Here is a 23392-nt window from a genome sequence, read left to right on the forward strand (position 1 = left end):
CTGTATATTTAAAATATGAAAGCAAACTGCTGTCCAATAAACACGACTATTCCAGCAAATGACAGATAGGGTCCGAAAGAAATAGTGAGGTTATTTTTATTTAAATTATTTAACGCGAAATAGCCCGCGATACCGCTCAACGCTGCGGCAAGTTCAATTGAAGGCAGCGCCTGCCAGCCGCACCAGGCACCTAAGGCCGCCAGCAGCTTAAAATCGCCGTAGCCCAGCCCTTCCCGCCCTGTCAGCAGGCGAAAGGCCCAGTAGAGCAGCCAGAGCGACAGATAGCCTGCTACCGCACCGAACAACGCGTCCTGCAACGGCAATCTGTGGTCAAATGCATGGAGTAAGAGACCTGCCCACAACAGCGGCTGGGTCAGGCAGTCCGGGAGAAGCTGATGCTGCCAGTCGATCATCGCCAGTGGCAGTAAAAACAGCGCGAGTAACCACAGCGAAAACAACCCCTGAACGTCCGGCATGCACCAGGCCGTAACGCCAAAAAACAGCGCCGAGAAAAATTCGATCAAAAATAACCGCAGCGGGATGGTCGTGCCGCACTGGTGGCAGCGTCCCCGTAATAACAGCCAGCTGACCAGGGGAATATTTTCCCATGCAGCAAGCGTGTGCTGGCACACCGGACAGTGCGAGGCAGGAAAGAGCAGATTGCCGCTTCCCTCTTCATCCATCACAATTCCCGGCAGGCGCTCGGCAACAACGCCAAGAAAACTACCCATAATCCCGCCCAGGATCGCACTCATTATCGGAAAACTAACCGGGCAGGCCTCCCGGATCAGCGAGAAGGTATTCATGCGTTTTTTGCCCAGGTGAGCTGCACCTGCGCTTTTACATCGCTGAGATGGTCAACCGGCGTAAGGTTTATTTTTTGCAATCTGACGCCGGAGGTCTGATTAATTTCGCGCAGCCAGTTTTTTAATTCATAAACATTTACCCGATTAACCACGAACGATAAAGTTTGTCCTTCCTGGCGCACGTCCGTCAGCGACAGGTTAATTTCATTGGCGCTTTTCTCGACCACCGTGCGTGGATTATCCGTTTTGACTAACTGAACCTGAAGATGATTTTTATCAATTTCATTGCGCATCCAGTTAAGCGTCTCTTTTTGTCTTTTAAGCGTCGATTTACTATTTTGAATCATATTATCCAAAGGGATGACTCCTGCGTAATACACCGCAGCCCCAAGCAGGGCAACGATGCAGAGTTTTAAAATAACTTTCTCCCGGGCGCTGTAGTTCTGGTAGCGTGATTTCAGCTGCGCGATTCGCTCTTTCATTTATGTTTCCCTGCGATCATGGCGGTATAGGGTTTGGTGGTTGAAACAGGCTGTAAGGTAAAATCGAAATTCTCACGGGTCTGGTTAACAAACGCCTGCAACGCGGGCTGGTTTTGCGCGCTGATGCTCAGCGTCAGCGTGTTTTGCTGCGCATCGTATTCCAGCAGATCGATTTCCATCGCAGGCACTGACTGCCGGGCGGCCGCCAGCTCGTCCAGCTGAAGGAAGATCCCCTTACTCTGTTTTTTGACGTTCTGACCAAAGTGATATTTGATATTGGTCTGGTGACGCATGCTGGGGAAATGGTGCTTATACACCTGGAGGATCTCCTCCTGTATCTGGTTTTCCTGCTGCACCAGCATCCAGGCCATCGCAATGCGCGGCCCCAGCAGCAGGCCAACGGACAGCAGGCCCGCAATCGCTACTGCGGCTTTCATGCTTTTCGCGACACGCCCGTTACCGGCCTTAAGGCTGAATTCACCGTGAAGCAGATTCACGCGACAGGCCTGCCACTGTGGCTGGATCAGCACCAACGGATGCTGCCAGGGCTGGGCGATGTCGACGTCCACACCAGCAGGCGCTTCGCCGTAACAGCACACCTCCCCCTCTCCGGCCTTCTGCATCAGAAGCGGCAGCAGGCTCGCTTCCATTTCGCTGGCAACATGCGGTGATAAACGTAGCCAGTAGCCGTCGTCCTGAGCGACAAGAGTACTTCCGCCAGCCGTCACGGGCAGCAGCCAGGCATCCGGCAGCACCTGGATCACTTTTAACCCCGCCTCCTGACAGCGGCTTAACCACCCGCGCAGCAGATCGGCGTCTATCGCCACCGCATCAACCTCAGCGCCTTTTTTGTTCAGCACCGTCCAGTGGAGATTATCCACCTCGCCAATCAGCGTCTCTTCCGCCATCCAGGAGAATGCCGTCGCCTGAGAGGCGACTTTCTTCGGCAGCGTAAAATGGCGGAAGATCATGCTGCTGGCGGGCAGCAGCAGACAAACACGGGCCGCCAGTGGGTGGTCCGCCAGCGCGTCCAGGCTCTCCAGCGTCTCAACCTGCTGGCTGCCGGAGACACACCCCATTATTTTCCCGCCCTCGCGGTTATCGGGACGAACAAAAAGTACCTGTTTCATAGCGATCTACTTTTCTTATTCAATCATTCGGTAACGACGTTGCCACGTCACGATCTCACCGGCTTCGTTATTCACCTGAAGCTGGCTAACCACGCGAAGCGTTAATTCATCGGTATTGCCGGTATAATTCACGCGGAAATACCGGCTGCTGATGGAGAGAAACTCAGCCACCTGCGGGAGGTCGTCTTTCAACTGCGGGAAGGTCTGCTCCAGCGCTTTGCTGAAGGTTTCCATATTTTCCCAGCCCGTTTCAGGACGCGAATCAATCAGGCGAACCGCGTCATCTTCCGTCAGTTTTCCCGGGAACAGGGCGGCCAGTAAGGCGGCCTGTTCCGGCTTCAGGGTGTTCACATCCACCTTGCTGGCGGTGTCTGGCAGCGCGCACAGCAGTTTGCTCACCTTCGGGTATGCCGCCGCCGGAAACGCGGGCAGCTGTTTGATCTCCGCAATGGTGCGCATCATCTGGTTCGCGGGCTGTCGGGCGGGCAAGACGCCCGCCCAGGCATCGCTCTCTGCACCGTCTTTGGCCGTCGTCGCGTCGCCATCGAGATAGTCCACCAGCTGTTGATACACCTCTTCTGCCGTAGTGTGGCTGATGCCGCTTTCCGTCAGGATCTGTTCAACAATCTGCTCGTTGCGCGGTTTTTCCGGCACGGCGGGCGCGTTTTGCCCCTGTGGTATTTTCTCTGCGGCCAGCAGGTTATTGACGTTAAAGCAGTCCTGCGCGTCTTCCACCTGGCTGACCACCGTGTAATCTTCGCCCCGCGTCTCCAGCGGCTGGTGCCAGTCGCCGTCAAGGTTCAGAGCCTTGTTTTCACCGGTGGCGTCGGTCTGCAGGCGGTCCTTCACCACCTTCTCCTGCGCCTGCATCGCCCAGCGCAACTGCTGCTGGCTGACCTGATAATGGGTTTTCTGCAGATTGCGACAGAACTGCTGGCTAATTTTGGCGGCCAGCGCCGACATCATGACCAGCAGGATCAGCACAACCAGCAGCGCTACCCCTTTCTGTTTACGTAATGCACTCATGATTTTGCTTCCGGTGCCGGCAACGGCGCAGGCGCGGTCTCTGGCGCAGCGGCGGGCGCTGGCGCCGCCGCTTCAGGCATATCGCCAGGAGTCGTAAAGACCCAGCGCCAGGTATCGCCGTTTTCCATGGTCAGCGTCAGCTCCACGCCGTCCGGCAGATGCGCCGGGTCGCTCCAGCTTTTCTGCCAGCCCTGACGGTAAAAACGCCACTGCAGCGATTTCACCTCACTGACAATCGGCACTTCATCGGGCTTCGCGTCCACCGGGCCATCAATCACCGGCCAGACGTCGCGATACAGACGCCCCTCTTCCAGGCGCCAGCGCACACGCTCCAGTTGGATCGTTCCGCTCACGCCATTCAGCGTGGTCAGCTCAAGCGCATCATCCACCTGACGAAACAGATCCGGCTCGTTACGCGGGGCGCGCGCCTGCAGCTGGTAGAAATCGCGCTCCATCAGATTCCAGGCCCGCTGCAGCTGATTGAGCTTCGCGGCGCTGGCGTCGGTTGCCGAACTGGTGCGCATTGCGCCGTCCAGAATTTGCCAGGCCAGGGTGCTGATCACCGCGAAGATGGTCAGGGCAATCATGATCTCCAGCAGGGTAAACCCGCGCTGGCGTCGCGTTTTTTTCACTTGCTCTCTCCCGGCGGAACGATCTGCAAAGCGATAACCGGCTGGCTGTCGTCCCCTTCCGCGTAGACGCGAATGGCGTTCGCCCAGCCGTTGTCGGCGGTTTTCACCCGCTGCTTGCGCCAGTTCCAGCTGCGCCCGCCCATGATTTCCGTCCCCTGCGCCTCGGCGTCCGGGAAGTCGGTTTTCGTGAGCTGCGCTTCCGCCAGCTGATTTTCCGCCACCCAGCTGGCCTGCAGCGTGTCGGCCAGGCCGTGAGTGAAACGCACGTTCAGGGAGACGGAGTTCATCAGCGCCAGCGCGGCGGTGGAGAAGATCACCAGCGCGACCATCACCTCCAGCAGCGTCATCCCCTTTTGCTTTTTGCCGTTAGCCATCGTTCTCTACCGATACAGGCGCAGCGCCTTGCGACACCACGCGGAAATGGTGCTGTTTGTCATAGCTTTGCAGCGTCAGCGTGAAGCGGCTGATTTCGCCGTCCGGTAAAAAGAGCACCTGCGGATCGGCGCTTACCGTGGCGGCAAGGCGCTGGGGCGAGAGCGAAACGTGCATCTCTTCCGGGAAATCGCCCTTGGTGGTAATACGCCCGGCGGATAACGGCACCCAGTGACGTTCGCCGTTTTTATCCTCGAGCGTCACCAGCTGATAATTATCCGTCGTGATGACCAGCCCGACGATATTTCCGTCCATCACCGCACGGTCTGAACCATAATCAACGAGGGCTTTTAATTGCTGGCCAAATATATCCGCACCGCTGCGTGAGGGTATGGTTGACACCACCATCATGGCGCAGCTGGCAAATATCACCAGCGCCAGAATAATTTCCAGCAACGTAAAGCCGCGTTGTTTATTCATTATTTCTCTTTCTTATCCAGAGACCAGTTCGTAATATCATCGGCGGTATTGGCTTCACCGTCCGGACCGGCGGAGAAGACGTCGACCGCGCCGTGTTCGCCCGGGCTAACCAGAATATAATCTCCGCCCCACGGGTCCTGCGGCAGGCGACGGATATATCCATCGGCACGGTAGCCGTTCGGGATTGGCGCGATTTCAGGCTTGGTTACCAGCGCCTGTAAACCCTGCTCGGTTGTCGGGTAGCGGTGGTTATCCAGCTTATACATATCCAGCGAACCTTCGAGCGCGACAATATCGCTGGTTGCTTTTTGCGTATCTGCTTTTTCTTTATTGCCCATTAAATTTGGCACCACCATGCTCGCCAGTACGCCGAGAATAACAATGACCACCATTAATTCGAGCAAGGTGAAACCCGCCTGACGCGCCAGGTTTTTACGTTTTAAAGCCATGATTTAACCTACCATATTATTAAGTTGCAGAAGCGGTTGTAATATTGACAGCACGATGAATAAAACAATCGTCGCCATGGATACCACCAGCGCCGGTTCAAATACCGACAGCGTTAATGTAATTCGATGCTGCAATGCCGATTCCTGGTTTTCCGCCGCGCGGTCCATTAAATTGCCTAATTCTCCGCTCTCTTCGCCGGAGGCAATCATATACAGCATGGTTGGCGGGAATAATTTCGCCTGCTCCAGCGCGGCATAGAGCGATGCCCCCTGGCGCACGGTATCAGCGGCCTGCTCCAGCACCTGCCGGGCGTAGAGGTTTTCGATACCGTCCATCGCGATGTACATCCCCTCCAGCAGCGGCACGCTGCTGGCCTGCAAAATGCTCAGGGTACGGATGTAGCGGGCGCTGTTGATAGCGCACACCAGCTTTTTAATCGGCGAGCCGTTCACCAGCCAGCTGTGCCAGCGAAAACGGTTTTTGGCGTTTCTCAGCCAGGTCTTAAAGCCGACAAACCCGCCGCCGAGGATCCCCACGATGTAGATCCCGTACGCCTGCAGAAAATCACTCACCGCAATCAGCGTGCGGGTGGTGATCGGCAGCTGCTGCTTCATGTGGGTGAACTGCTCGATCACCTGCGGCACCACCGCCACCAGCAGAATGCTGATGACCGCGATGGCGACCACGGTCAGGGTAATCGGGTAGACCATCGCCTGCGTCAGCTTGCTTTTCATCTTCTGGCGCTGCTCGTTGTACTCCGCCAGCTTCTCCAGCACGTCGCCCAGGTGGCCGGTTTTTTCGCCGGCCATCACCAGGGTGCAATAGAGCTTGTCGAAGGTGCGCGGGAACTGGCTAAACGCGTCGAACAGCGTGTGGCCTTCCACTACTTTCTCGCGGATCTCCACCACCATCGCCGCCAGCTTTTTGTCCTCCGTCTGCTTCGAGATAGCCTTCAGGGCGCTTTCCAGCGGCAGCGCGGCGTTGACCAGCGTCGAAAGCTGGCGGGTAAACATCGACAGCACCGGCGTGGAGAGCTTTGTGCCGGTTTTCGCTTTACCGGACGCCGCCGCCTCGCGGGTTTCGTTGATGCTGACGGGCATCAGCTTTTGCTCGCGAAGCCACTGGCGAACCTGCTTTTGCCCCTCGGCCTGCAGCGTGCCGCGCTGGGTTTTCCCCGCGCCGTCCGTTGCGGTCCAGGCGTAGAAGGCCATTACGCATCCCCCCCACGCTCGGCGGTGACGCGCATCACCTCTTCCAGCGAGGTCACGCCGCTAATCACCTTCAGCAGCCCGTTTTCACGCAGGCTGTAAGCCTGCTTAAAGAGCTGCGTCTCGATGGACATTTCGTCCTTATCTTCATGAATGGCGCGGCGCATGGTGCTGTCCACCACCAGGAACTCATGAATACCGGCCCGGCCCTGATAGCCGCTCTGGCGGCAGTGTTCACAGCCCACCGCGCGGTAGATTGCTTTTGGCGGCGCGTCCATAAAGCTGAACAGCGCTTTTTCATTGGCATCCAGCGGACTGGTGGTCCGGCAGTGGGTACACAGCCGACGCACCAGACGCTGGGCAATGACACCGAGCAACGATGAACCGATTAAAAAGGATTCCAGCCCCATATCCCGCAGGCGCGTTATCGCCCCTGCGGCGCTGTTGGTGTGCAGCGTAGACATGACCAGGTGACCGGTAAGCGACGCCTGCACCGCAATTTGCGCGGTTTCACCGTCACGAATTTCCCCGATCATCACCACGTCCGGGTCCTGACGCAGAATGGCGCGCAGCCCGCGGGCAAAGGTCATGTCCACGCGCGGGTTAACCTGCGTCTGCCCCACCCCTTCCAGCTCGTATTCAATCGGGTCTTCAACGGTCAGAATGTTGCGTTCGTGACCGTTCAGTGCCGAAAGAATGGCGTACAGGGTGGTACTTTTACCGGAGCCTGTCGGCCCGGTGACCAGGATAATGCCGTGCGGGCGGTCAATCAGCCCTTTCAGCTTCTCCAGCTCTTCATCAATCAGGCCCAGCTTGTTGATGTCAGGCTTAAGATTGCTTTTATCGAGCAGACGCATCACCACGCGCTCGCCGTACTGGGACGGAATGGTCGAGACGCGCACGTCGATCGCCTTGCGACCAATGCGCAGGGAGATACGGCCATCCTGCGGCAGGCGCTTCTCGGCGATGTCGAGTTTTGACATGACCTTGATGCGCGATACCAGCAGCGGCGCGAGCTTGCGCGCAGGCTGCAGCACCGGGCGCAGCACGCCGTCAACGCGGAAGCGAATGCTCAGCGTGCGCTCGAAGGTTTCGATATGAATATCCGACGCGCCGTCCTTCACCGCCTCGCCGAGAATGGCGTTGATCAGGCGGATCACCGGCGAGTTTTCGTCGTTATCGAGCAGATCTTCGTTATCCGGGATCTCCTCGGTTAACGCCATCAGGTCGATATCGGCATCCATATCGTCCACCAGCTGCTGCGAGACGCCGCTGCTCTGCTGCCAGATTTTGGCCAGCATCTCGTCAAACGCTTCCGGCGTGAGGGTGACCGGGACGAACGCGCGTCCCAGCACCCGGCGCACTTCCAGCAGTGCAAATGCCGGGGTATCCTCACGGATATAGACGTCATTGTTGTAAAATAAAACGCCGTTATCTTTTGCGTAGCTGCTGCTACACAGTGTTTTACTCAGTTCGTCCACGTTGCCCCTCCGCCTTACTCTTTAAACGGATTGCGTGTCGCGCTGGTTTTCACCGGTGCGGCATGGGTGGCCGTCTTAGTGTCGGCAGACGGAAACGCGGGCAGAATGGCGTTATCCGCTGGCTCAATAATGCCGAGCTTTTTCTCCTCCACGCGCTGCATCTGGCGAACGCGGATCTGGTCATATTTCTCTTTCGACGCGGCGCTGTAGTTGTCGTCGTCACGCAGGACGGTGGTATGGATAAACACCATCAGGTTGCGTTTCGATGTGTCCTGCGAGGTGTAGCGGAACAGCTGGCCCACCAGCGGGATATCGCCGAGCAACGGCACTTTGGAAACCGACTGCTTGGTGACGTTTTCCATCAGGCCGCCGAGCACCACCGTCTGGCCACTGTGGACCATCACTTCGTTATTAATGGTGCGAGTGTTGAAGGTTGGGCCGAGGCTGGCGTCTTCCGTCGCGCTGTTGTCAACGCTGGAAACTTCCTGCTCAATCTTCAGGTGGATCATGTCACCGTCGTTAATCTGCGGCACAATTTTCAGCTTGGTACCGACGGTCTTACGCTCAACGGAGTTAAAGACGTTGTCGCCGCTGGTGGTCTGCGAACCGGCAAGGACCGGCACGTCCTGGCCCACGTTAAACGACGCTTCTTTGTTATCCAGCGTGACCACGCTCGGCGTGGAGAGAATGTCGTTTTTACCGTCGGTGGAGAGCGCGGTCATCAGGGCGCCGAAGTCGCCGTTGAAGAAACCGGTCGCCAGGCCGGTGAAGCTTGCCCCCTTCATGGTGCCGTTTTTAATCTGGCTGATAGGCAGGCCGGTTGAGCCGAACTGCACGCCGCCGTGCTTGCTGGTCCACTGCACGCCGAGATCCAGGCCGTTACCGTCCTGCACTTCAGCAATGATCGCTTCCACCAGCACCTGTGGACGGCGAATGTCGAGCTTGTCGATCACCTTCTCCAGGGAGTTCATCACGTTAGGCTGCGCGGTGATCACCAGCGAGTTCGTTGACTCGTCGGCGCTAATATTCAGATCGCTGGCCGCCGTGGCGGTTTTCGACTTCGGCGCACCCGCCTTGTCTTTCAGCTGCTCGCCAATACCGGTCAGCACCGGAACCACTTTGGTGGCGCTGGCGTATTTGAGGTAGAAGACGCGGGTATTCCCCTCGTTGTTCTGCTCGCGATCCAGCTGATGGATCAGGGAACGGGTGCGCATGCGCGCATCTTCCGAACCGCTGATCACCAGGCTGTTGGTCTCGTCATCCGCTACCACCTTGGTGGCGAGCTGCGGCGCGTTCTGCCCCTTCTGCTCTTCGTTGTTGAGGTTGTTCAACATGTCGGAGAGCTCTTTGGCGGACGCAAAGCGCAGCGGCACGATTTCGCGACGCTGAATGCCGTCTCTGTCGACGCGCTGCACCAGATCCACCAGGCGGTTCACCACCGAGGCTTTCCCGGTTAACAGCAGGACGTTCGACGGTTCAAAATGCACCACGTTACCGATACCGGTGGCATCGTTCAGCTGGCGCAGCAGCGGCGCCAGCTCACGCACCGGCACGTTTTCCATGCGCACGACGCGGGTGATGATCTCATCGCCTTTGCCCGGATTTTTGCTGTCGGCCAGCGGGGCCCCGGCGGTGCGGGCTACGCTTGAGCGCACCACTTTCACCATGCCGTTGTCCATCGGGATCACCGACAGACCGTACAGGTCCAGCACGCTCAGGAAGAACTGGTAATACTCATCTTCCGTCAGCACGTTATAGGTTCTGACCGACACCGTGCCCTGAACGGACGGGTCGACGAGAATGGTTTTGTTAAGATTGCGGCCTACCGTATCGATAAACTCGCGGATATCGGTATTTTTAAAGCTCGCGCTAAAGTTGGCTGCAAGCAGCGAACTGGAATATAACGACAATGCGGTCAGCGCCACGCACGCCCAAGGAAATTTCTTCATGTCTGTACACTTGTTAATTGTTTAGAACATTAACCCGAATATTTTCAAGGTGAGCGTGACGTCTGACGACGACCTCCGCTTCTTTCATTTTCGACCAGTTGGCAATAATACTTTTTGCCTTTGCTTCATCGGTCATATCGACAGAGTTGACTTTCACAGCCACGTCGCCCTTTTCCAGCCCGGAATGGCTGAAGAACGCTGAGGCATTCCTTGGATTGATGTTGTAGCCTTCCAGTTGGCCTTTTTCGATTACCGGTTTTAACACCAGATAATCATCCAGATGCACGCTTTCCGCGCCTGCATCTTTCGTCGATTTGGTTACCGGGCCGCTGTCAACGCCGCCCTTAAAATAGTCAGGCTTATTTAACGCCAGTACCTGCGTAGCACCTTCATAATTAACCACCACATTGTCTTTGTTAATTTCCTGAATAAAGGCATCGTTAAAACCGGTCAGCGGCTCGCCTTCGCGATAGCTGCGCTGGCCTGCCGGGGTTTTAATCACCGCAAAGGAGAGCCAGTCATCGTCACTGCTGACAATTCCTTCAATTTCCGCTGCCAGCGGGGCTTTCGCGGCAGCCGGTAAGTTATCCTGACGCACCGCAGCCGTGAACAGAGTAAATGTCTTTTCTTCACGACGATTTTTCAGCGGCTGTTCATCAGATTTAGCCAACTTATTCGTAACTTTTTTATAATCTTTAAACGTCAGATAGCCTTGCTGGCCGCAAAAAATTAACAGCACAAACATAATACAAGGCGTTATCCACCGTGACAGAAATGAGAACCTCATTTTTCATCTGGCCTTTAGCAAAGCGGAAATAAGCAGCGTCGGGCTGCGCCAATATGTGTGAAAAATAGTAATTAACTGCCGTAAATACGACCATCGACTTCGCCATTAACTTTAATAAAAAAAAACTATTGACCAAATAAAATCGGGATGTTAGGTCATTGCAACTGGATATTTTTACCCTGTGCGCAAATTGACCACCCTGTGGCGTTGCTTTACTTTCTCGTCCTGTTGCTATTCCTAATCAGAGACGGTAAGTCGTTATGTATCAGAGCCACTTTAAATTTAAACAACCGCCATTCAGAACAATCACGGGTTTCTCCGGCGATTTTCTGGTGCCTTATCATCAGGACGTATTCAACCTGCTGAAAGAGAAAAGCCAGGTGGCGGGAATTATCGGGCTCTTTTGCAACGACGCACCGCTGCTGGGCCACTTCAGCGATGCGCTGAAGGCCAGCCTTCCTGGCGCCATTGCCATCAACGCGTTTCCTAAGCTGAGTGCCAGTAGCCTGCTGTACAAGCTCAACCCGGGAACGAAAGAGAGCAAGAGCCGCATTCAGGCGGTGGATGCCGTGCTGCATCAGTGGCAGGGCGGAAAAAACCGCAGCAAAACCCTGGTCATCCGTCACGCGGAAGCGATGAAGGAGACCTGCCGTGAGGTGCTGGGGATGTTGCTTACGCGTGCTCAGGAGCTGGAGTTCCGTCTGTCCATCGTGCTGATGGGCAGCGCGGATCAGGAAGCCGCCCTCTTACACCCATCTGAACTTCGCGAATATGCCCATACCCGTCATACATTGCGTCCCCTGACCTGCCGGGAATTTCTCAGCTATGTGCAGGCGCAGTGTGAAGAACACGGGTGCGAAAATTCGCCGCTAACCCCGGCGCGCGTGCGCAAGATGCACGCGCTGACCAAAGGCAACATCAGCAAACTGAATGAACTGGCGCACCTGTCAATGCTCGCGGCCTGGACCGAACGTGCAGCGCAGGTCAGCCCGCGTCATTTACGCCTGGCGGCAGGCGAGATCCTCCCGGCGAAAAAACACGGTAAGCGCCTGGCGACCGTGGGATTGTTCGCCTCGGTTCTGTTCGCCGCCTGCGGATGGTATTTAACCGCCTCAATCAATGCAAAACTGCCGATTCAGCTTCCCGTACCGGCGAGCTGGAAACAGCAGAAGCCAAAAGCCGACGCGCCTGTCGTGCCGGTTATCGACAATGAAGTGGTTAATCAGCCGGATGCGATGCACCAGCTGTACCTGATGTGGGGGTATGACGCCTCCGCGGATGATGCGCTGTGTCAGAACGCCGGGAAGGTCAATCTGATGTGTAAACAGGGCAACGCGTCACCGGATACGCTGGCACAGGAGGGTTATCCGTGGGTCAGTGAACTCAAAACCGGTAACCATCTTAACTACGCTGTTGTCGCCCGCGTAGGCGATGACTCGATGGATCTGCTGATGAATAACCGCACCTGGCAGGTGAGCCGCAGCTGGTTTAACCAGCATGCCACCGGTAACTTTACCCAGCTGCATCGCCTGACGCCGGAAGGCAAAGATGCCATCAGCGCCGCCAGCGATGCGAAAGACATGGGCTGGCTGGATCAGGCGCTGAGTCTGGCTCTTGGCCAGCCTGAAACCCATGCTCAGACCTGGACGGCTGAGATGATGAAACGCACCCGCGAGTTCCAGCAAAAAATGCATCTGCATGTGGATGGCATTCCAGGGGAAGATACGCTGATGCAGTTAATGCGTGAAACCCATACCACGCCGAGCGTGCTGATTCAGGCCACGCATGCCACACCGGACGCCAACACGCAGGAGAAGCATTCCTAATGTCTACCATCTGTCTTGCGGCTCAGCGCAGCTACACCACCGGAGAGGCGGTCTGGTTTTCGTACCGCCTCCCCAGCCTGAGAAAAATTTGCGGTCATACCTTTTTATGGGTATTGGGTTTGTGCGCCCTGGTCATGGCAGGGCTGTACGCGCATATTTACTGGAATTTGCGCCACCCGGCCCCTGAACCGGTAAAAGCGAGCGTCGCTAAACCGGAAACGCAGCTTTCCGATATGCATTATGTGTACGTGAGTAAACCGTTCCCGCATCCGCATCCTAAACCGGCGCCGGTACGGGAAGAGATGCCGCCCATGCAGGATCTGCCGATAAGCACCGATGATGCTGACTGGCAACAGGCCCCTGACAGCACCGTGCCGCAGGATGCCGGGCACGATACCTCGCGTGATACCCTGCCGGGAACCGAGGCGCACGAAAACGCCACCGCGTCGTCGGGTAGTGAAGATGCTTCGTTAGCCGAATTGTTTAAGCAGGCGTTAAAAGAACAAGAGCAGGATTATTCTCAAGGCAAAATTCCCGCGCCGCCGGTTGACGAAACGCAGGATCAATCGCAAAGCAGTTTGTTGCATAACGATAACGTCCAGTCTCCTTTGAGTAAAAAAGGAGACCGGCTGGAGTAGTTAATATTTTTCAGGCAGCGTAGTGAGGTTAAGCAGACGACCTTTCTCTACCACAATATATTGACCTTTTTTCAGGTCGGAGAGGATTTTAATAATGGTACTGCGGGCCAGGTTGGTATATTCCTGAATATAGTCATAGATATTAATATCGCGCTGTTGGTGAACAATCAGCTCATTAATTTCGTAGAGGAATTCGCGGACCACAGAATAGGCGCTACGGGCGACCAGAACATCATCGCGTTTGCTCAGCAGGCAGATGTACCAGGAGAGCACTTTGGTCAATTCAGGCCACAGATTTTTCTCGGTCATAAGCTGCGCGAAGGCCTCTTTTTTGATGCTGCGTACCACGGTGTTTGCGCGGACCAGGCCGTACATATGGGCTGACTGATAGAAAATAGCGGACAGGCCAAACACGCACTGTCCGGTGACGGTAAACATGCAGAGTTCGTCTGATTCACGACGGAATTCGACTTCGCCGCTGACGATAATATGAATATACTGAGAGTCAGCCGTGGAAATTTTCTGCCATTTCTTTAAGGTTTTCTCTTCAAAACCTTCCGTGGCAGAAATAATGGCTTCCATTTCAGGTTGTGGACGTAATTTTTTACCGTAAATGCTTAACATTGTTATACCCATTTAAGATTAGATTTATTAGACATAGCATGGCCGCGGTATTAAAACCGAAAACCAACAATCTTTTCCTGATGAAAGGCTCAAGGAGAAAATAAAAACGCCTGCCGCCAGCAATATTTTTTTGATTTACTTAGCAAGCTATGTGTCTATCTTAAATCCGGATAATTTTAAGTCAATTTACTAAAAATGAATTGAGTTTGTACTTGAGATTAATCTCAAGCACAAATAAGGGGAAAACGCGCATTCGGGCGCAAACCGAAGGTTTACCCCTGCCCGTATTTCTCTAAAAGGGCTTCTGCAATGGCCATCGTTTCCACATCCGCGACGCCGTTCCATACCTGCGGGCGATAGTGCATCTGGAAGGCGGTGATAACGCGTTGCTGCTGCTGATCCGTGGCGTTGTCCGGCACCTCATAGCCATAGCGCATCAGCAGATCGAGCAGGGCTGCACGATCTACCTCCTGATAGCGCGGACGACCATTGATATAGAAGTTCACGCGCCCGGCATCGGGCCAGGCCCCAATCCCCTGCTTCGCCAGCGCCTGCCAGGGAAACAGCGGGCCGGGATCGTCCTTACGCTGGGGCGCGATATCAGCATGCGCCACCACGTTCTGCGGTTTGATGTCGTACCGGGCGATAATGTCTTTCGCCAGCGGGATAAGCGCCGCGATTTGCGCGGGCTCAAACGGGGCGAAAACTTTCACACCGTCGCGCTTCTGCCAGCCGCGGTTCTCCAGCTCAATGCCGACAGACGTGTCGTTGATCCGGTTGGTGCCGCGCCAGAAGCTGATGCCCGCATGCCAGGCCAGCTCGCTCTCCGGCACCAGCTGCCAGATGCGCGGCTTCCCGTCCGGCGTCGGCGGTTTTGCGGGGATGAGATAGTGGGAGCTGACGTTTTTGTCGGTTAAGGTCGCAAGCGAGGTGTCGAAGTCGTCGGCGGTGTAGTGGATCACCAGCACCTTTATGCGCGGGTAGGCCGCCTGCGCCTGATGGCGAGTATCCAGCTCGTAGGCACCTTTATCAACAATGCCTTTTTCCTGGGCGCATCCTGCCAGCAACATCGCCAGCAGGAGCGTTGAAAGCGAGCGCCTCATCGACGGGTTTTCACCGCCGTGCCGCTTACGCTCACCATCAGCATGCTCGAATCTTTGCCGACGGTTTCATAATCAATATCGATTCCTACAACGGCATCTGCGCCCAGCGCTTTGGCCTGCTCGCCCAGCTCCTTAAACGCAATTTCGCGCGCTTTACGCAGCTCTTTTTCGTACGCGCCGGAGCGTCCACCGACAATGTCACGAATCCCGGCAAAGAAATCCCGGAAAATGTTCGCGCCCAGAATCGCTTCGCCGGTGACCACGCCGCAATACTCGGTAATGGTCTGTCCTTCCAGGGTTGGCGTTGTTGAAAACTGCATACTTTCTCTCCTTCTTTAGCGTTCAATGCGTTAGCAACAGCATTATCGGTTCGTTACGCTATGATTGAAAGGATAGTTAATAAATAAGGAAATCAACATGCGCTACTCTGCTTTAACACTTTTAGTGCCCTGCGCGCTGGTGCTCAGCGCCTGTACTACCACGGTCACGCCAGCCTTTAAGGATATCGGTACCCGCAGCGGCCCCTGCATAGACGGCGGCCCGGATACCGTGGCGCAACAGTTCTATGATTACCGCATTCAGCATCGCGGAAATGATCTCACCGCCCTGCGCCCGTACCTGAGCGATAATCTTGCAAAACTGCTCAACGATGCCACTCGCCATCCGCAGCATAACGCCCTGCTGAAATCCGATCCGTTCTCCAGCCGCACCATGCTGCCGGACAGCGCCGAGGTGGCCAGCGCATCAACCATCCCGAACACCGATGCGCGGAACATTCCGCTGCGCGTGAAGCTGACCCAGGGAACCCAAACCTGGCAGGACGAAGTGCTGATGATCCGTGAAGGCCAGTGCTGGGCGGTGGACGATGTGCGCTATATCGGCGGCAGCGTTCATGCCCCGGCCGGCACGCTGCGCCAGTCGATTGAGAACCGCTAGATCATTAGTGATAAAAATGTTACCCCCGTAAAATGTCCGGCATTTCACGCGGAATGCCGACATTTATACTCGCCGACCTTGCCGTTCGCTATTTTGTGCTATGTTTAAGAGGAAATGCGGGTTATATTTAACTTTTAACGCAGAAATATTGCATAACTATTCTGTCAACGGTACTATCTGCGGCCTCAATTGCTATAGATTGCCTGGATGAGTAAAGACTGCCCCGATGAGTATTAAACTAAACGGCATTAACTGCTTCTACGGCGCACACCAGGCGCTGTTTGACATCACGCTGAACTGCCCGGAAGGCGAAACGCTGGTTTTACTTGGCCCAAGCGGCGCAGGCAAAAGCTCCCTTCTGCGCGTCCTTAATCTGCTTGAAATGCCCCGTTCCGGTACGCTGGCTATCGCCGGTAACCATTTTGATTTCGCGAAAACCCCGTCAGATAAAGCTATACGCGAACTGCGTCAAAACGTCGGCATGGTCTTCCAGCAATACAATCTCTGGCCGCACCTGACGGTGCTGCAAAACCTGATTGAAGCCCCGTGCCGCGTGCTGGGGTTAAGCAAAGATCAGGCCATCGCGCGTGCTGAAAAGCTGCTGGAGCGTCTGCGCCTTAAGCCCTACAGCGACCGCTATCCGCTGCACCTCTCAGGGGGTCAGCAGCAGCGCGTGGCGATTGCCCGTGCGCTGATGATGGAGCCCGCGGTACTGCTGTTTGATGAGCCGACCGCGGCGCTGGACCCGGAAATCACCGCCCAGATCGTCAGCATCATTCGCGAGCTGGCGGAAACCAATATTACGCAGGTCATTGTTACCCACGAAGTGGAAGTGGCGCGTAAAACCGCCAGCCGTGTGGTCTACATGGAAAACGGGTATATCGTTGAGCAAGGTGACGCGAGCTGCTTCGCGAACCCGCAAACCGATGCCTTCAAAAACTATTTATCTCATTGATTGTGTCAGGGGAAATATAATGAAAAAAGTATTACTTGCCGTGCTGCTTGCTGGCGTTACCCTTTCCGCTACCGCAGCCCAGACCATTCGTTTCGCCACGGAAGCCTCCTACCCTCCGTTTGAGTCCATTGATGCGAACAACAAAATTGTTGGCTTCGACGTAGACCTGGCAAACGCCCTGTGTAAAGAGATCGACGCAACCTGTACCTTCAGCAATCAGGCGTTCGACAGCCTGATCCCAAGCCTGAAGTTCCGCCGTATTGACGCCGTCATGGCCGGTATGGACATCACTCCTGAGCGCGAAAAGCAGGTGCTGTTCACCACCCCTTACTACGACAACTCCGCCCTGTTTATTGGTCAGAAAGGTAAATTCACCTCTGTCGATCAGCTGAAAGGCAAGAAAGTCGGCGTGCAGAACGGCACCACGCACCAGAAATTCATCATGGATAAACATCCGGAAATCACCACCGTTCCGTACGACAGCTACCAGAACGCGAAGCTGGATCTGCAGAATGGCCGTATCGACGGCGTATTTGGTGATACCGCTGTCGTGACCGAGTGGCTGAAAGCCAACGACAAACTGGCGCCAGTGGGCGACAAAGTGACCGATAAAGATTACTTCGGTACCGGTCTGGGGATTGCCGTTCGTCAGGGCAACACCGAGCTGCAGCAGAAATTCAACGCTGCGCTGGAAAAAGTGAAGAAAGACGGCACCTACGAAACCATCTACAAAAAATGGTTCCAGAAGTAATTCCTGATGAATGAAATTTTTCCTTTAGCAAGCGCCGCCGGGATGACCGTCGGCCTTGCCGTTTGCGCACTGATTATCGGCCTGGTGCTGGCGATGTTCTTTGCGGTGTGGGAATCAGCAAAATGGTTCCCCGTCGCCTGGGCGGGCTCCGCGCTGGTCACCGTACTGCGTGGGCTACCGGAAATTCTGGTGGTCCTGTTCATCTATTTCGGCTCCTCACAGCTGCTGCTCACGCTGTCGGACGGCTTCACGATCAATCTCGGCTTTGCGCAGATACCGGTGCAGATGCAGATTGACAACTTTGACGTCAGCCCGTTCCTCTGCGGCGTGATTGCCCTCTCCCTGCTCTACTCCGCGTACGCGTCGCAAACCCTGCGCGGTGCGCTGAAAGCGGTACCGCAGGGGCAGTGGGAATCCGGTCAGGCGCTGGGCATGTCGAAAGCAGCGATCTTCTTCCGTCTGGTGATGCCGCAGATGTGGCGCCACGCCCTGCCGGGCCTGGGCAACCAGTGGCTGGTATTGCTGAAAGATACCGCGCTGGTGAGCCTGATCAGCGTGAACGATTTGATGCTGCAAACCAAAAGCATCGCCACCCGTACTCAGGAGCCATTTACCTGGTACATCGTGGCGGCGGCTATCTACCTGGTAATCACGCTGCTCAGTCAGTACATCCTCAAGCGTATTGACCTGCGTGCGACGCGCTTTGAACGGAGACCAGGCTGATGCTTGAATATTTCCCGGAGCTGATGAAAGGGCTGCACACCAGCCTGACGCTGACCGTGGCGTCCATCATTGTGGCGCTGATCCTGGCGCTCATCTTCACCATCATCCTGACGCTGAAAACGCCGGTGCTGGTGTGGATCGTGCGCGGCTACATCACCCTGTTTACCGGTACGCCGCTGCTGGTGCAGATCTTCCTGATTTACTACGGTCCGGGCCAGTTCCCGTCGCTGCAGGCGTATCCGGTTATCTGGCACCTGCTCTCTGAGCCGTGGCTCTGCGCTCTGATTGCCCTTTCGCTGAACAGCGCGGCCTATACCACCCAGCTGTTTTACGGGGCGATCCGTGCCATCCCGGAAGGACAATGGCAGTCCTGCGGGGCGCTGGGCATGAGCAAAAAAGACACGCTGGCGATCCTGCTGCCGTACGCCTTCAAGCGCGCGCTCTCCTCTTACTCCAACGAAGTGGTGCTGGTGTTTAAGAGTACTTCTCTGGCCTACACCATTACCCTGATGGAAGTGATGGGTCACGGGCAGCTGCTGTACGGGCGCACCTATGACGTGATGGTGTTCGGCGCGGCCGGCGTGGTCTATCTGGTGGTGAACGGTCTGCTGACGCTGATGATGCGACTGATTGAGCGTAAAGCGTTAGCGTTTGAGCGCAGAAATTAACCACGCGAGTGCATAAAACGTAATTACCAGAGCGGATAACCCGATGGCTTATCCGCTTTTTTTTATACCAAACACAATATTTAATCATATTTATTGCATATAAATTCATTAACTGGCATTGTACATCCATGCCGCAGACACGGCGCATAATGACAAGATAGACAGACGGGAGCATTACAATGAAAAAGTTAGTTCTGGCCGCACTACTCGCCACCTTCGCCGCTGGCGCATCCGCTGCTGATAAAATCAATTTTGGCGTTTCGGCCACCTATCCGCCGTTTGAATCGCTGGACGCCAGCAATCAGATCGTCGGTTTCGATATCGACCTGGCGAAAGCCCTGTGCAAGCAGATGCAGGCCGACTGCACCTTTACCAACCATGCCTTCGACAGCCTGATCCCGTCGCTGAAATTCAAGAAATACGATGCGGTGATCTCCGGGATGGACATCACGCCGGAGCGTAGCAAGCAGGTCGCGTTCACCGACCCGTACTACGCCAACTCGGCGGTGGTAATTGCGAAGAAAGGGGCTTATAAATCCTTTGACGAGCTGAAAGGCAAACGCATCGGAATGGAAAATGGCACCACGCACCAGAAATACCTGCAGGACAAACATCCTGAAGTGAAAACCGTGGCCTATGACAGCTACCAGAACGCGATTATCGACCTGAAAAATGGCCGTATCGATGGCGTATTCGGCGACACCGCCGTGGTAAACGAATGGCTGAAAACCAACCCGCAGCTGGGTACGGCGACCGAGAAAGTGACCGATCCGCAGTACTTCGGCACGGGCCTCGGCATCGCGGTACGTCCGGATAACAAAGCCCTGCTGGAAAAACTGAACGGCGCGCTGAAGGCGATTAAAGCAGACGGCACGTACCAGAAAATCAGCGAGCAGTGGTTCCCGCAGTAATCTCTTTTTGCCGGGTGGTCTGGCCTACGGGGGTGGTCTGTAGGCCGGGTAAGCGCAGCGCCACCCGGCAATTTTTCACAGCGGCACAAAGAACCTGAACCGCGCCCCGCTCACGGACTCCATCAGCCTGATCCCGCCGCCGTGCAGCTCCAGCATTCGCTTAACGATTAACAGCCCTAACCCGCCGCGGTTCTCCCGCGATGCCTGGGTATTCAGCGCCGAAGGCCGCTGGAACAGATCGTCGCGCAGCGAGGCATCCACACCCGTTCCGGAGTCTGCCACTTCGACCTGAAGCCGTTCATTCTCCTGCCAGACCGCCAGACGAATTTCCCCGCCAGTGGGCGTATGACGCATCGCGTTATCGAGCAGGTTGGTCACCACGCGCTCGATCATCGACACATCGGCATTGACCAGCGGCAAGGGGCCCGGCACGTCAATATGCAGATTCACCTCGCGCGTGCGGGCGGTAAGCTCAAACTTCTGCGCCACGTCGGAAATCAGCTCTCCCATCGCGAACCGTTCGCGCTGCGGCTTAATGCCGCCGTGCTCAAGGCGCGCCAGCTCGAAAAGCTGCTGGGAAAGATGTCGTACCTTTTGTCCCTGACGCAGCGCGGTGGCGAGATACTGCTGGTGCTCCTGCGGCGTCAGGGTGGCGGATTTGAGCGACAGGGTTTCAAGATAGCCCAGCAGCGAGGTCAGCGGCGTGCGAAGATCGTGCGAAATGTTGGCGATAAACTCCCGGCGCTGGCGATCGCTGTCGGCCAGCTGGTCCCACTGGCGGGTAATTTTCCGCGCCAGCTCGATGAAACTGTTGCGCAGGAGCGCCACTTCGTCATTGGCTGCGGCATCCGGCGGCTGTGCTGCGAGCAGCCTGATTGCGCTAATGCTGTCCTGCTCCAGGCCGGTGACCTCTTCCGTCAGGCGCTTAACCGGACGCGTTACCCAGTACCAGACCAGCAGACCCGCCAGCAGGCCAAACAGCGCGACCCACAGCAATGACCAGAGCACCGTGCTCCAGAGCGCCTTATGCCAGGCCATTTCCGCCAGCGCGTTCGACTCCTCGCCCTGCAAAATAATGTACAGGTAGCCCTTAAGCTCGCCGTCCTGCCGCAGCGGCGTGGCGCTGAACACTTTTTTATTTTGACTGCGCGGATCGTCGCCCAGTACCGGTATGGCGGTACCGCTCAGGAAGGTCTGAACCGGTGCCAGGTCGATTTTTTGCCGCTGAATATGGCCCGGCGGTGCGGCATCGGCCAGGATTTCGCCGTCCGGCGAGATAACGTACAGTTCAACGCTCGGGTTGAAGGTCATCAGCCGGTCGAACAGCGGCTTCAGCGCGGTGCGGTCAACCCTGCCCTGCGCGTCCAGAATCGGTTCCCGCTGGACAATCTGCTGCGCCAGGCCGCCCGACAACCGCTGCACCATCGCGTTGCCGTACTGCATACTGCTGTAGAGCTGTACCGCGCAGGCGACGGTAGCGCAGAGCATCATCAGCAGGACAAACAGCAGCGTCAGGCGCTGGCTCAGGCTAAAGCGGCGCATCATGGTTTGGCTCCGCAAATTTATAGCCCTTGCCCCAGACGGTGCGAATTATCTCCGGCTCGGCGGCGTCCTTCTCAATCTTGATGCGCAGGCGGTTGATATGGGTGTTGACGGTGTGCTCGTAGCCTTCGTGCTGATAGCCCCACACCTGCTCCAGCAGCGCCAGACGGGAAAACACCTCGCCGGGATGGCGGGCGAAGAAGTACAGCAGTTCGAATTCGCGCGGGGTGAGATCCACCACCTGGCCGTGAAGCAGCACGCTGCGCGCCAGGGGATCGATCGTCAGGCCGTGGGCCTGAATTTGCCCGTCAGCCTGCGCCTGCCCCATCGCCTGCTGGCGGCGGAACAGCGCTTTGATGCGGGCAATCAGTTCCTGCACTGAAAAGGGTTTTGCCAGATAATCATCGGCGCCGGTTTCCAGCCCGGTGATGCGGTCGGTTTCGCTGCTGCGGGCGCTGATGATGATCACCGGCAGGTAGCGGGTCATCTGGCGGATGCGGCGGCAGATCTCCAGGCCGTCAACGTTGGGCAGCATCAGGTCGAGGATCACCGCATCCCACGGCTGTTTTTCAAGGCGCTGCAGGGCGTTGCCCCCGTCGGGCTCGTGGGTGATGGCGTAGCCTTCGTCTTCTAAGTTGAGCCGCAGAAGCGCCGCGATATCGTGGTCGTCTTCCACCAGCAGGATCTGCTTCATGGGTAAGCCTTTATTCATCTCTTATGACGTAAGCTTACCTGATTTTATGGGCGGGCAGAGTTCACATTTTGTTTAAGATTTCACGAGCAACGTCAGGACTTCATAATGCGCGGTATGCGGGAACATATCGAAAAGCTGCACGCGTTCAATGCGGTAGCCCGGCAGATTAGCGATATCTTTCGCCATGGTCTGTGCGTTACAGCTTGAATAGACGATGTATTCCGGCGCCATCTGGCTCAGGTAGTCGCACAGGGATTTGCCAATCCCACGACGCGGCGGATTAACCAGCACCAGCTCCGGCACGTTGCCCTGACCGGTCGCGAACTGCGTGGAGTCCAGCGCCTGAAAGTGCAGATTGGTTAACCCTAACTCGGCGGCGGACTGCTTTGCGCAGGCAATCGCTTCGGCGGAGATCTCAATGCCGGTGAGCTGCATCTCAGGCGTGGCGCAGTGCAGGCCAAAACCGCCCACGCCGCAGAACAGATCCCACATATGATGGATGTTTAACGCGTGCACCCAGTCGCGGGCGGTGGCGTACAGGCTGCTTGCCACGGTCGGGTTGGTCTGGAAGAAGCTTTGCGGGCGGATCCACAGCGGCACGCCGTTGAAGCTCTCCGCCAGCGCGTGCTGGTCGGTGAAGAAAACCTCTTTCTCCCCTTCCATGATCGCCATATGCACCGGCTGAATGTTTGCGGTAATCACCTTTAACTGAGGAAGCTGTTCCTGCAGCCACGGCAGCGCCGCGCGCAGCTGCGCCAGCTTGGCTTCCGAGCGCAGCACGAAGCGCAGCATCATGCCGCCGTCGATCTGGCTTTCCGTCAGGAGAAGGTACTTCAGCTCGCCGCGCCTGCGGGCAACGTTGTAAGGCGTTAACCCCGCGCGAGCGATAAACGGTTTCAGTGCGGCAAAGACCGGCTTAAACGAGGCGGGATAGAGCGGGCAGTCGGTTAAGTCTTCCGGCGTGCCGTCGCGGTGCAGCATCCCCAGCAGCGGTTTTTCAACGCTGCCGCTGACCACCATTTTGGCTTTGTTGCGAAAGCCCTGCTCCGGGCCGCTGACGGGTGCGCACCACTCGCCCACCGCGTGCGCTGCCAGCAGCTGTTGCAGGTCGGCCATTTTGGCGGTGAGTTGTTGAGAGACCGGCTGTTCTATCCACTGACAGGAGCGGCAGCGTCCGGCGTCATAGAGTGCGCACTGCATATGAAAACCTTAAGGAAA

The 23392-nt window shown here is 56.4% G+C and carries 26 protein-coding genes; 8 read left to right on the top strand and 18 right to left on the bottom strand.

Annotated elements, in window-relative coordinates; translation table 11 throughout:
- Positions 1–8: 8 nt before the first annotated feature.
- Genes A6013_RS03555 through gspC form a run of 12 tightly spaced genes read right to left on the bottom strand, consistent with a single transcriptional unit; the run spans position 9 to position 10761 of the window.
- On the bottom strand, positions 9–806 hold the full coding sequence (locus A6013_RS03555; protein ID WP_047362778.1) for an A24 family peptidase: 798 nt from the start codon (positions 804–806) through the stop codon (positions 9–11).
- Positions 803–1288, bottom strand: a complete 486-nt coding sequence (gene gspM, locus A6013_RS03560) for a type II secretion system protein GspM (RefSeq protein WP_045261799.1) — start codon at positions 1286–1288, stop codon at positions 803–805. The genes A6013_RS03555 and gspM overlap by 4 nt, the downstream gene beginning before the upstream one ends.
- Positions 1285–2418: a type II secretion system protein GspL gene (gene gspL / locus A6013_RS03565; protein ID WP_069732565.1), complete on the bottom strand. Its 1134-nt coding sequence runs from the start codon at positions 2416–2418 to the stop codon at positions 1285–1287. Before gspL ends, gspM begins: the two co-directional genes overlap by 4 nt.
- A gap of 15 nt (positions 2419–2433) precedes the next feature.
- Positions 2434–3444 (bottom strand): type II secretion system minor pseudopilin GspK, encoded by a 1011-nt coding sequence (gspK, locus tag A6013_RS03570; protein ID WP_069732566.1) that lies wholly within the window; start codon positions 3442–3444, stop codon positions 2434–2436.
- Complete coding sequence (gene gspJ, locus A6013_RS03575; RefSeq protein ID WP_063154599.1) at positions 3441–4076, bottom strand: type II secretion system minor pseudopilin GspJ; 636 nt, start codon at positions 4074–4076, stop codon at positions 3441–3443. Before gspJ ends, gspK begins: the two co-directional genes overlap by 4 nt.
- The gene (gene gspI, locus A6013_RS03580; RefSeq protein WP_028012527.1) at positions 4073–4450 is read right to left on the bottom strand and encodes a type II secretion system minor pseudopilin GspI; all 378 of its coding nucleotides are present in this window, start codon (positions 4448–4450) and stop codon (positions 4073–4075) included. The genes gspJ and gspI overlap by 4 nt, the downstream gene beginning before the upstream one ends.
- Complete coding sequence (gspH, locus tag A6013_RS03585) at positions 4443–4928, bottom strand: type II secretion system minor pseudopilin GspH (RefSeq protein ID WP_028012526.1); 486 nt, start codon at positions 4926–4928, stop codon at positions 4443–4445. Before gspH ends, gspI begins: the two co-directional genes overlap by 8 nt.
- A complete protein-coding gene (gspG, locus tag A6013_RS03590) occupies positions 4928–5377 on the bottom strand; it encodes a type II secretion system major pseudopilin GspG (protein ID WP_028012525.1) in 450 nt (149 codons plus the stop codon). Before gspG ends, gspH begins: the two co-directional genes overlap by 1 nt.
- Positions 5378–5380: 3 nt before the next feature.
- A complete protein-coding gene (gspF, locus tag A6013_RS03595; RefSeq protein WP_063942883.1) occupies positions 5381–6589 on the bottom strand; it encodes a type II secretion system inner membrane protein GspF in 1209 nt (402 codons plus the stop codon).
- Positions 6589–8067, bottom strand: a complete 1479-nt coding sequence (gene gspE / locus A6013_RS03600) for a type II secretion system ATPase GspE (protein WP_069732567.1) — start codon at positions 8065–8067, stop codon at positions 6589–6591. Before gspE ends, gspF begins: the two co-directional genes overlap by 1 nt.
- A gap of 14 nt (positions 8068–8081) precedes the next feature.
- A complete protein-coding gene (gene gspD / locus A6013_RS03605) occupies positions 8082–10016 on the bottom strand; it encodes a type II secretion system secretin GspD (protein ID WP_048959671.1) in 1935 nt (644 codons plus the stop codon).
- Positions 10017–10029: 13 nt separating this feature from the next.
- A complete protein-coding gene (gene gspC, locus A6013_RS03610; RefSeq protein ID WP_069732568.1) occupies positions 10030–10761 on the bottom strand; it encodes a type II secretion system protein GspC in 732 nt (243 codons plus the stop codon).
- 302 nt (positions 10762–11063) lie between these two features.
- Here gspC and A6013_RS03615 point away from each other — a divergent pair, with 302 nt between their 5' ends.
- Positions 11064–12629: an ExeA family protein gene (locus A6013_RS03615; protein ID WP_069732569.1), complete on the top strand. Its 1566-nt coding sequence runs from the start codon at positions 11064–11066 to the stop codon at positions 12627–12629.
- Positions 12629–13267: a hypothetical protein gene (locus tag A6013_RS03620; RefSeq protein WP_069732570.1), complete on the top strand. Its 639-nt coding sequence runs from the start codon at positions 12629–12631 to the stop codon at positions 13265–13267. Before A6013_RS03615 ends, A6013_RS03620 begins: the two co-directional genes overlap by 1 nt.
- Here the strand turns inward: A6013_RS03620 and A6013_RS03625 are convergent, their stop codons facing one another.
- The 3 genes from A6013_RS03625 to A6013_RS03635 all read right to left on the bottom strand — a co-directional run bounded on the left by A6013_RS03625 (position 13268) and on the right by A6013_RS03635 (position 15314).
- Entirely contained in the window at positions 13268–13891 is a 624-nt protein-coding gene (locus A6013_RS03625; RefSeq protein WP_028012518.1) for a helix-turn-helix domain-containing protein, read from the bottom strand.
- A 272-nt stretch (positions 13892–14163) separates the two neighbouring features.
- Positions 14164–14994, bottom strand: a complete 831-nt coding sequence (locus A6013_RS03630) for an N-acetylmuramoyl-L-alanine amidase (RefSeq protein WP_069732571.1) — start codon at positions 14992–14994, stop codon at positions 14164–14166.
- Positions 14991–15314 (bottom strand): heavy metal-binding domain-containing protein, encoded by a 324-nt coding sequence (locus A6013_RS03635; protein WP_028012516.1) that lies wholly within the window; start codon positions 15312–15314, stop codon positions 14991–14993. The genes A6013_RS03630 and A6013_RS03635 overlap by 4 nt, the downstream gene beginning before the upstream one ends.
- Positions 15315–15411: 97 nt before the next feature.
- Between A6013_RS03635 and A6013_RS03640 the strand changes: the two genes are divergently transcribed.
- From A6013_RS03640 to artJ, 6 genes are all read left to right on the top strand, one after another.
- Positions 15412–15930 carry a lipoprotein gene (locus tag A6013_RS03640; RefSeq protein ID WP_069732572.1) on the top strand — a complete coding sequence of 173 codons (519 nt, stop codon included), beginning with the start codon at positions 15412–15414 and terminating at the stop codon, positions 15928–15930.
- Between the two features lie 226 nt (positions 15931–16156).
- Positions 16157–16885, top strand: coding sequence for an arginine ABC transporter ATP-binding protein ArtP (gene artP, locus A6013_RS03645; protein ID WP_008500030.1), 729 nt, complete (start codon positions 16157–16159; stop codon positions 16883–16885).
- A gap of 19 nt (positions 16886–16904) precedes the next feature.
- Entirely contained in the window at positions 16905–17636 is a 732-nt protein-coding gene (gene artI / locus A6013_RS03650; protein ID WP_008500032.1) for an arginine ABC transporter substrate-binding protein ArtI, read from the top strand.
- 6 nt (positions 17637–17642) lie between these two features.
- The gene (gene artQ, locus A6013_RS03655) at positions 17643–18359 is read left to right on the top strand and encodes an arginine ABC transporter permease ArtQ (protein WP_028012514.1); all 717 of its coding nucleotides are present in this window, start codon (positions 17643–17645) and stop codon (positions 18357–18359) included.
- Positions 18359–19027, top strand: a complete 669-nt coding sequence (gene artM / locus A6013_RS03660) for an arginine ABC transporter permease ArtM (RefSeq protein WP_028012513.1) — start codon at positions 18359–18361, stop codon at positions 19025–19027. Before artQ ends, artM begins: the two co-directional genes overlap by 1 nt.
- Positions 19028–19206: 179 nt before the next feature.
- The gene (gene artJ / locus A6013_RS03665; protein ID WP_015571008.1) at positions 19207–19938 is read left to right on the top strand and encodes an arginine ABC transporter substrate-binding protein ArtJ; all 732 of its coding nucleotides are present in this window, start codon (positions 19207–19209) and stop codon (positions 19936–19938) included.
- A gap of 75 nt (positions 19939–20013) precedes the next feature.
- On the opposite strand, the gene A6013_RS03670 is transcribed toward artJ, so the two are convergent.
- The 3 genes from A6013_RS03670 to rlmC all read right to left on the bottom strand — a co-directional run bounded on the left by A6013_RS03670 (position 20014) and on the right by rlmC (position 23374).
- The gene (locus tag A6013_RS03670) at positions 20014–21483 is read right to left on the bottom strand and encodes an ATP-binding protein (protein ID WP_028012512.1); all 1470 of its coding nucleotides are present in this window, start codon (positions 21481–21483) and stop codon (positions 20014–20016) included.
- On the bottom strand, positions 21467–22174 hold the full coding sequence (locus A6013_RS03675; protein WP_041912037.1) for a response regulator transcription factor: 708 nt from the start codon (positions 22172–22174) through the stop codon (positions 21467–21469). The genes A6013_RS03670 and A6013_RS03675 overlap by 17 nt, the downstream gene beginning before the upstream one ends.
- A 72-nt stretch (positions 22175–22246) precedes the next feature.
- Complete coding sequence (gene rlmC / locus A6013_RS03685) at positions 22247–23374, bottom strand: 23S rRNA (uracil(747)-C(5))-methyltransferase RlmC (RefSeq protein WP_069732573.1); 1128 nt, start codon at positions 23372–23374, stop codon at positions 22247–22249.
- Positions 23375–23392 lie beyond the last annotated feature (18 nt).

It is taken from the genome of Enterobacter sp. IF2SW-B1 (genome assembly GCF_001743375.1).
GTDB classification, from domain to species: domain Bacteria; phylum Pseudomonadota; class Gammaproteobacteria; order Enterobacterales; family Enterobacteriaceae; genus Enterobacter; species Enterobacter bugandensis.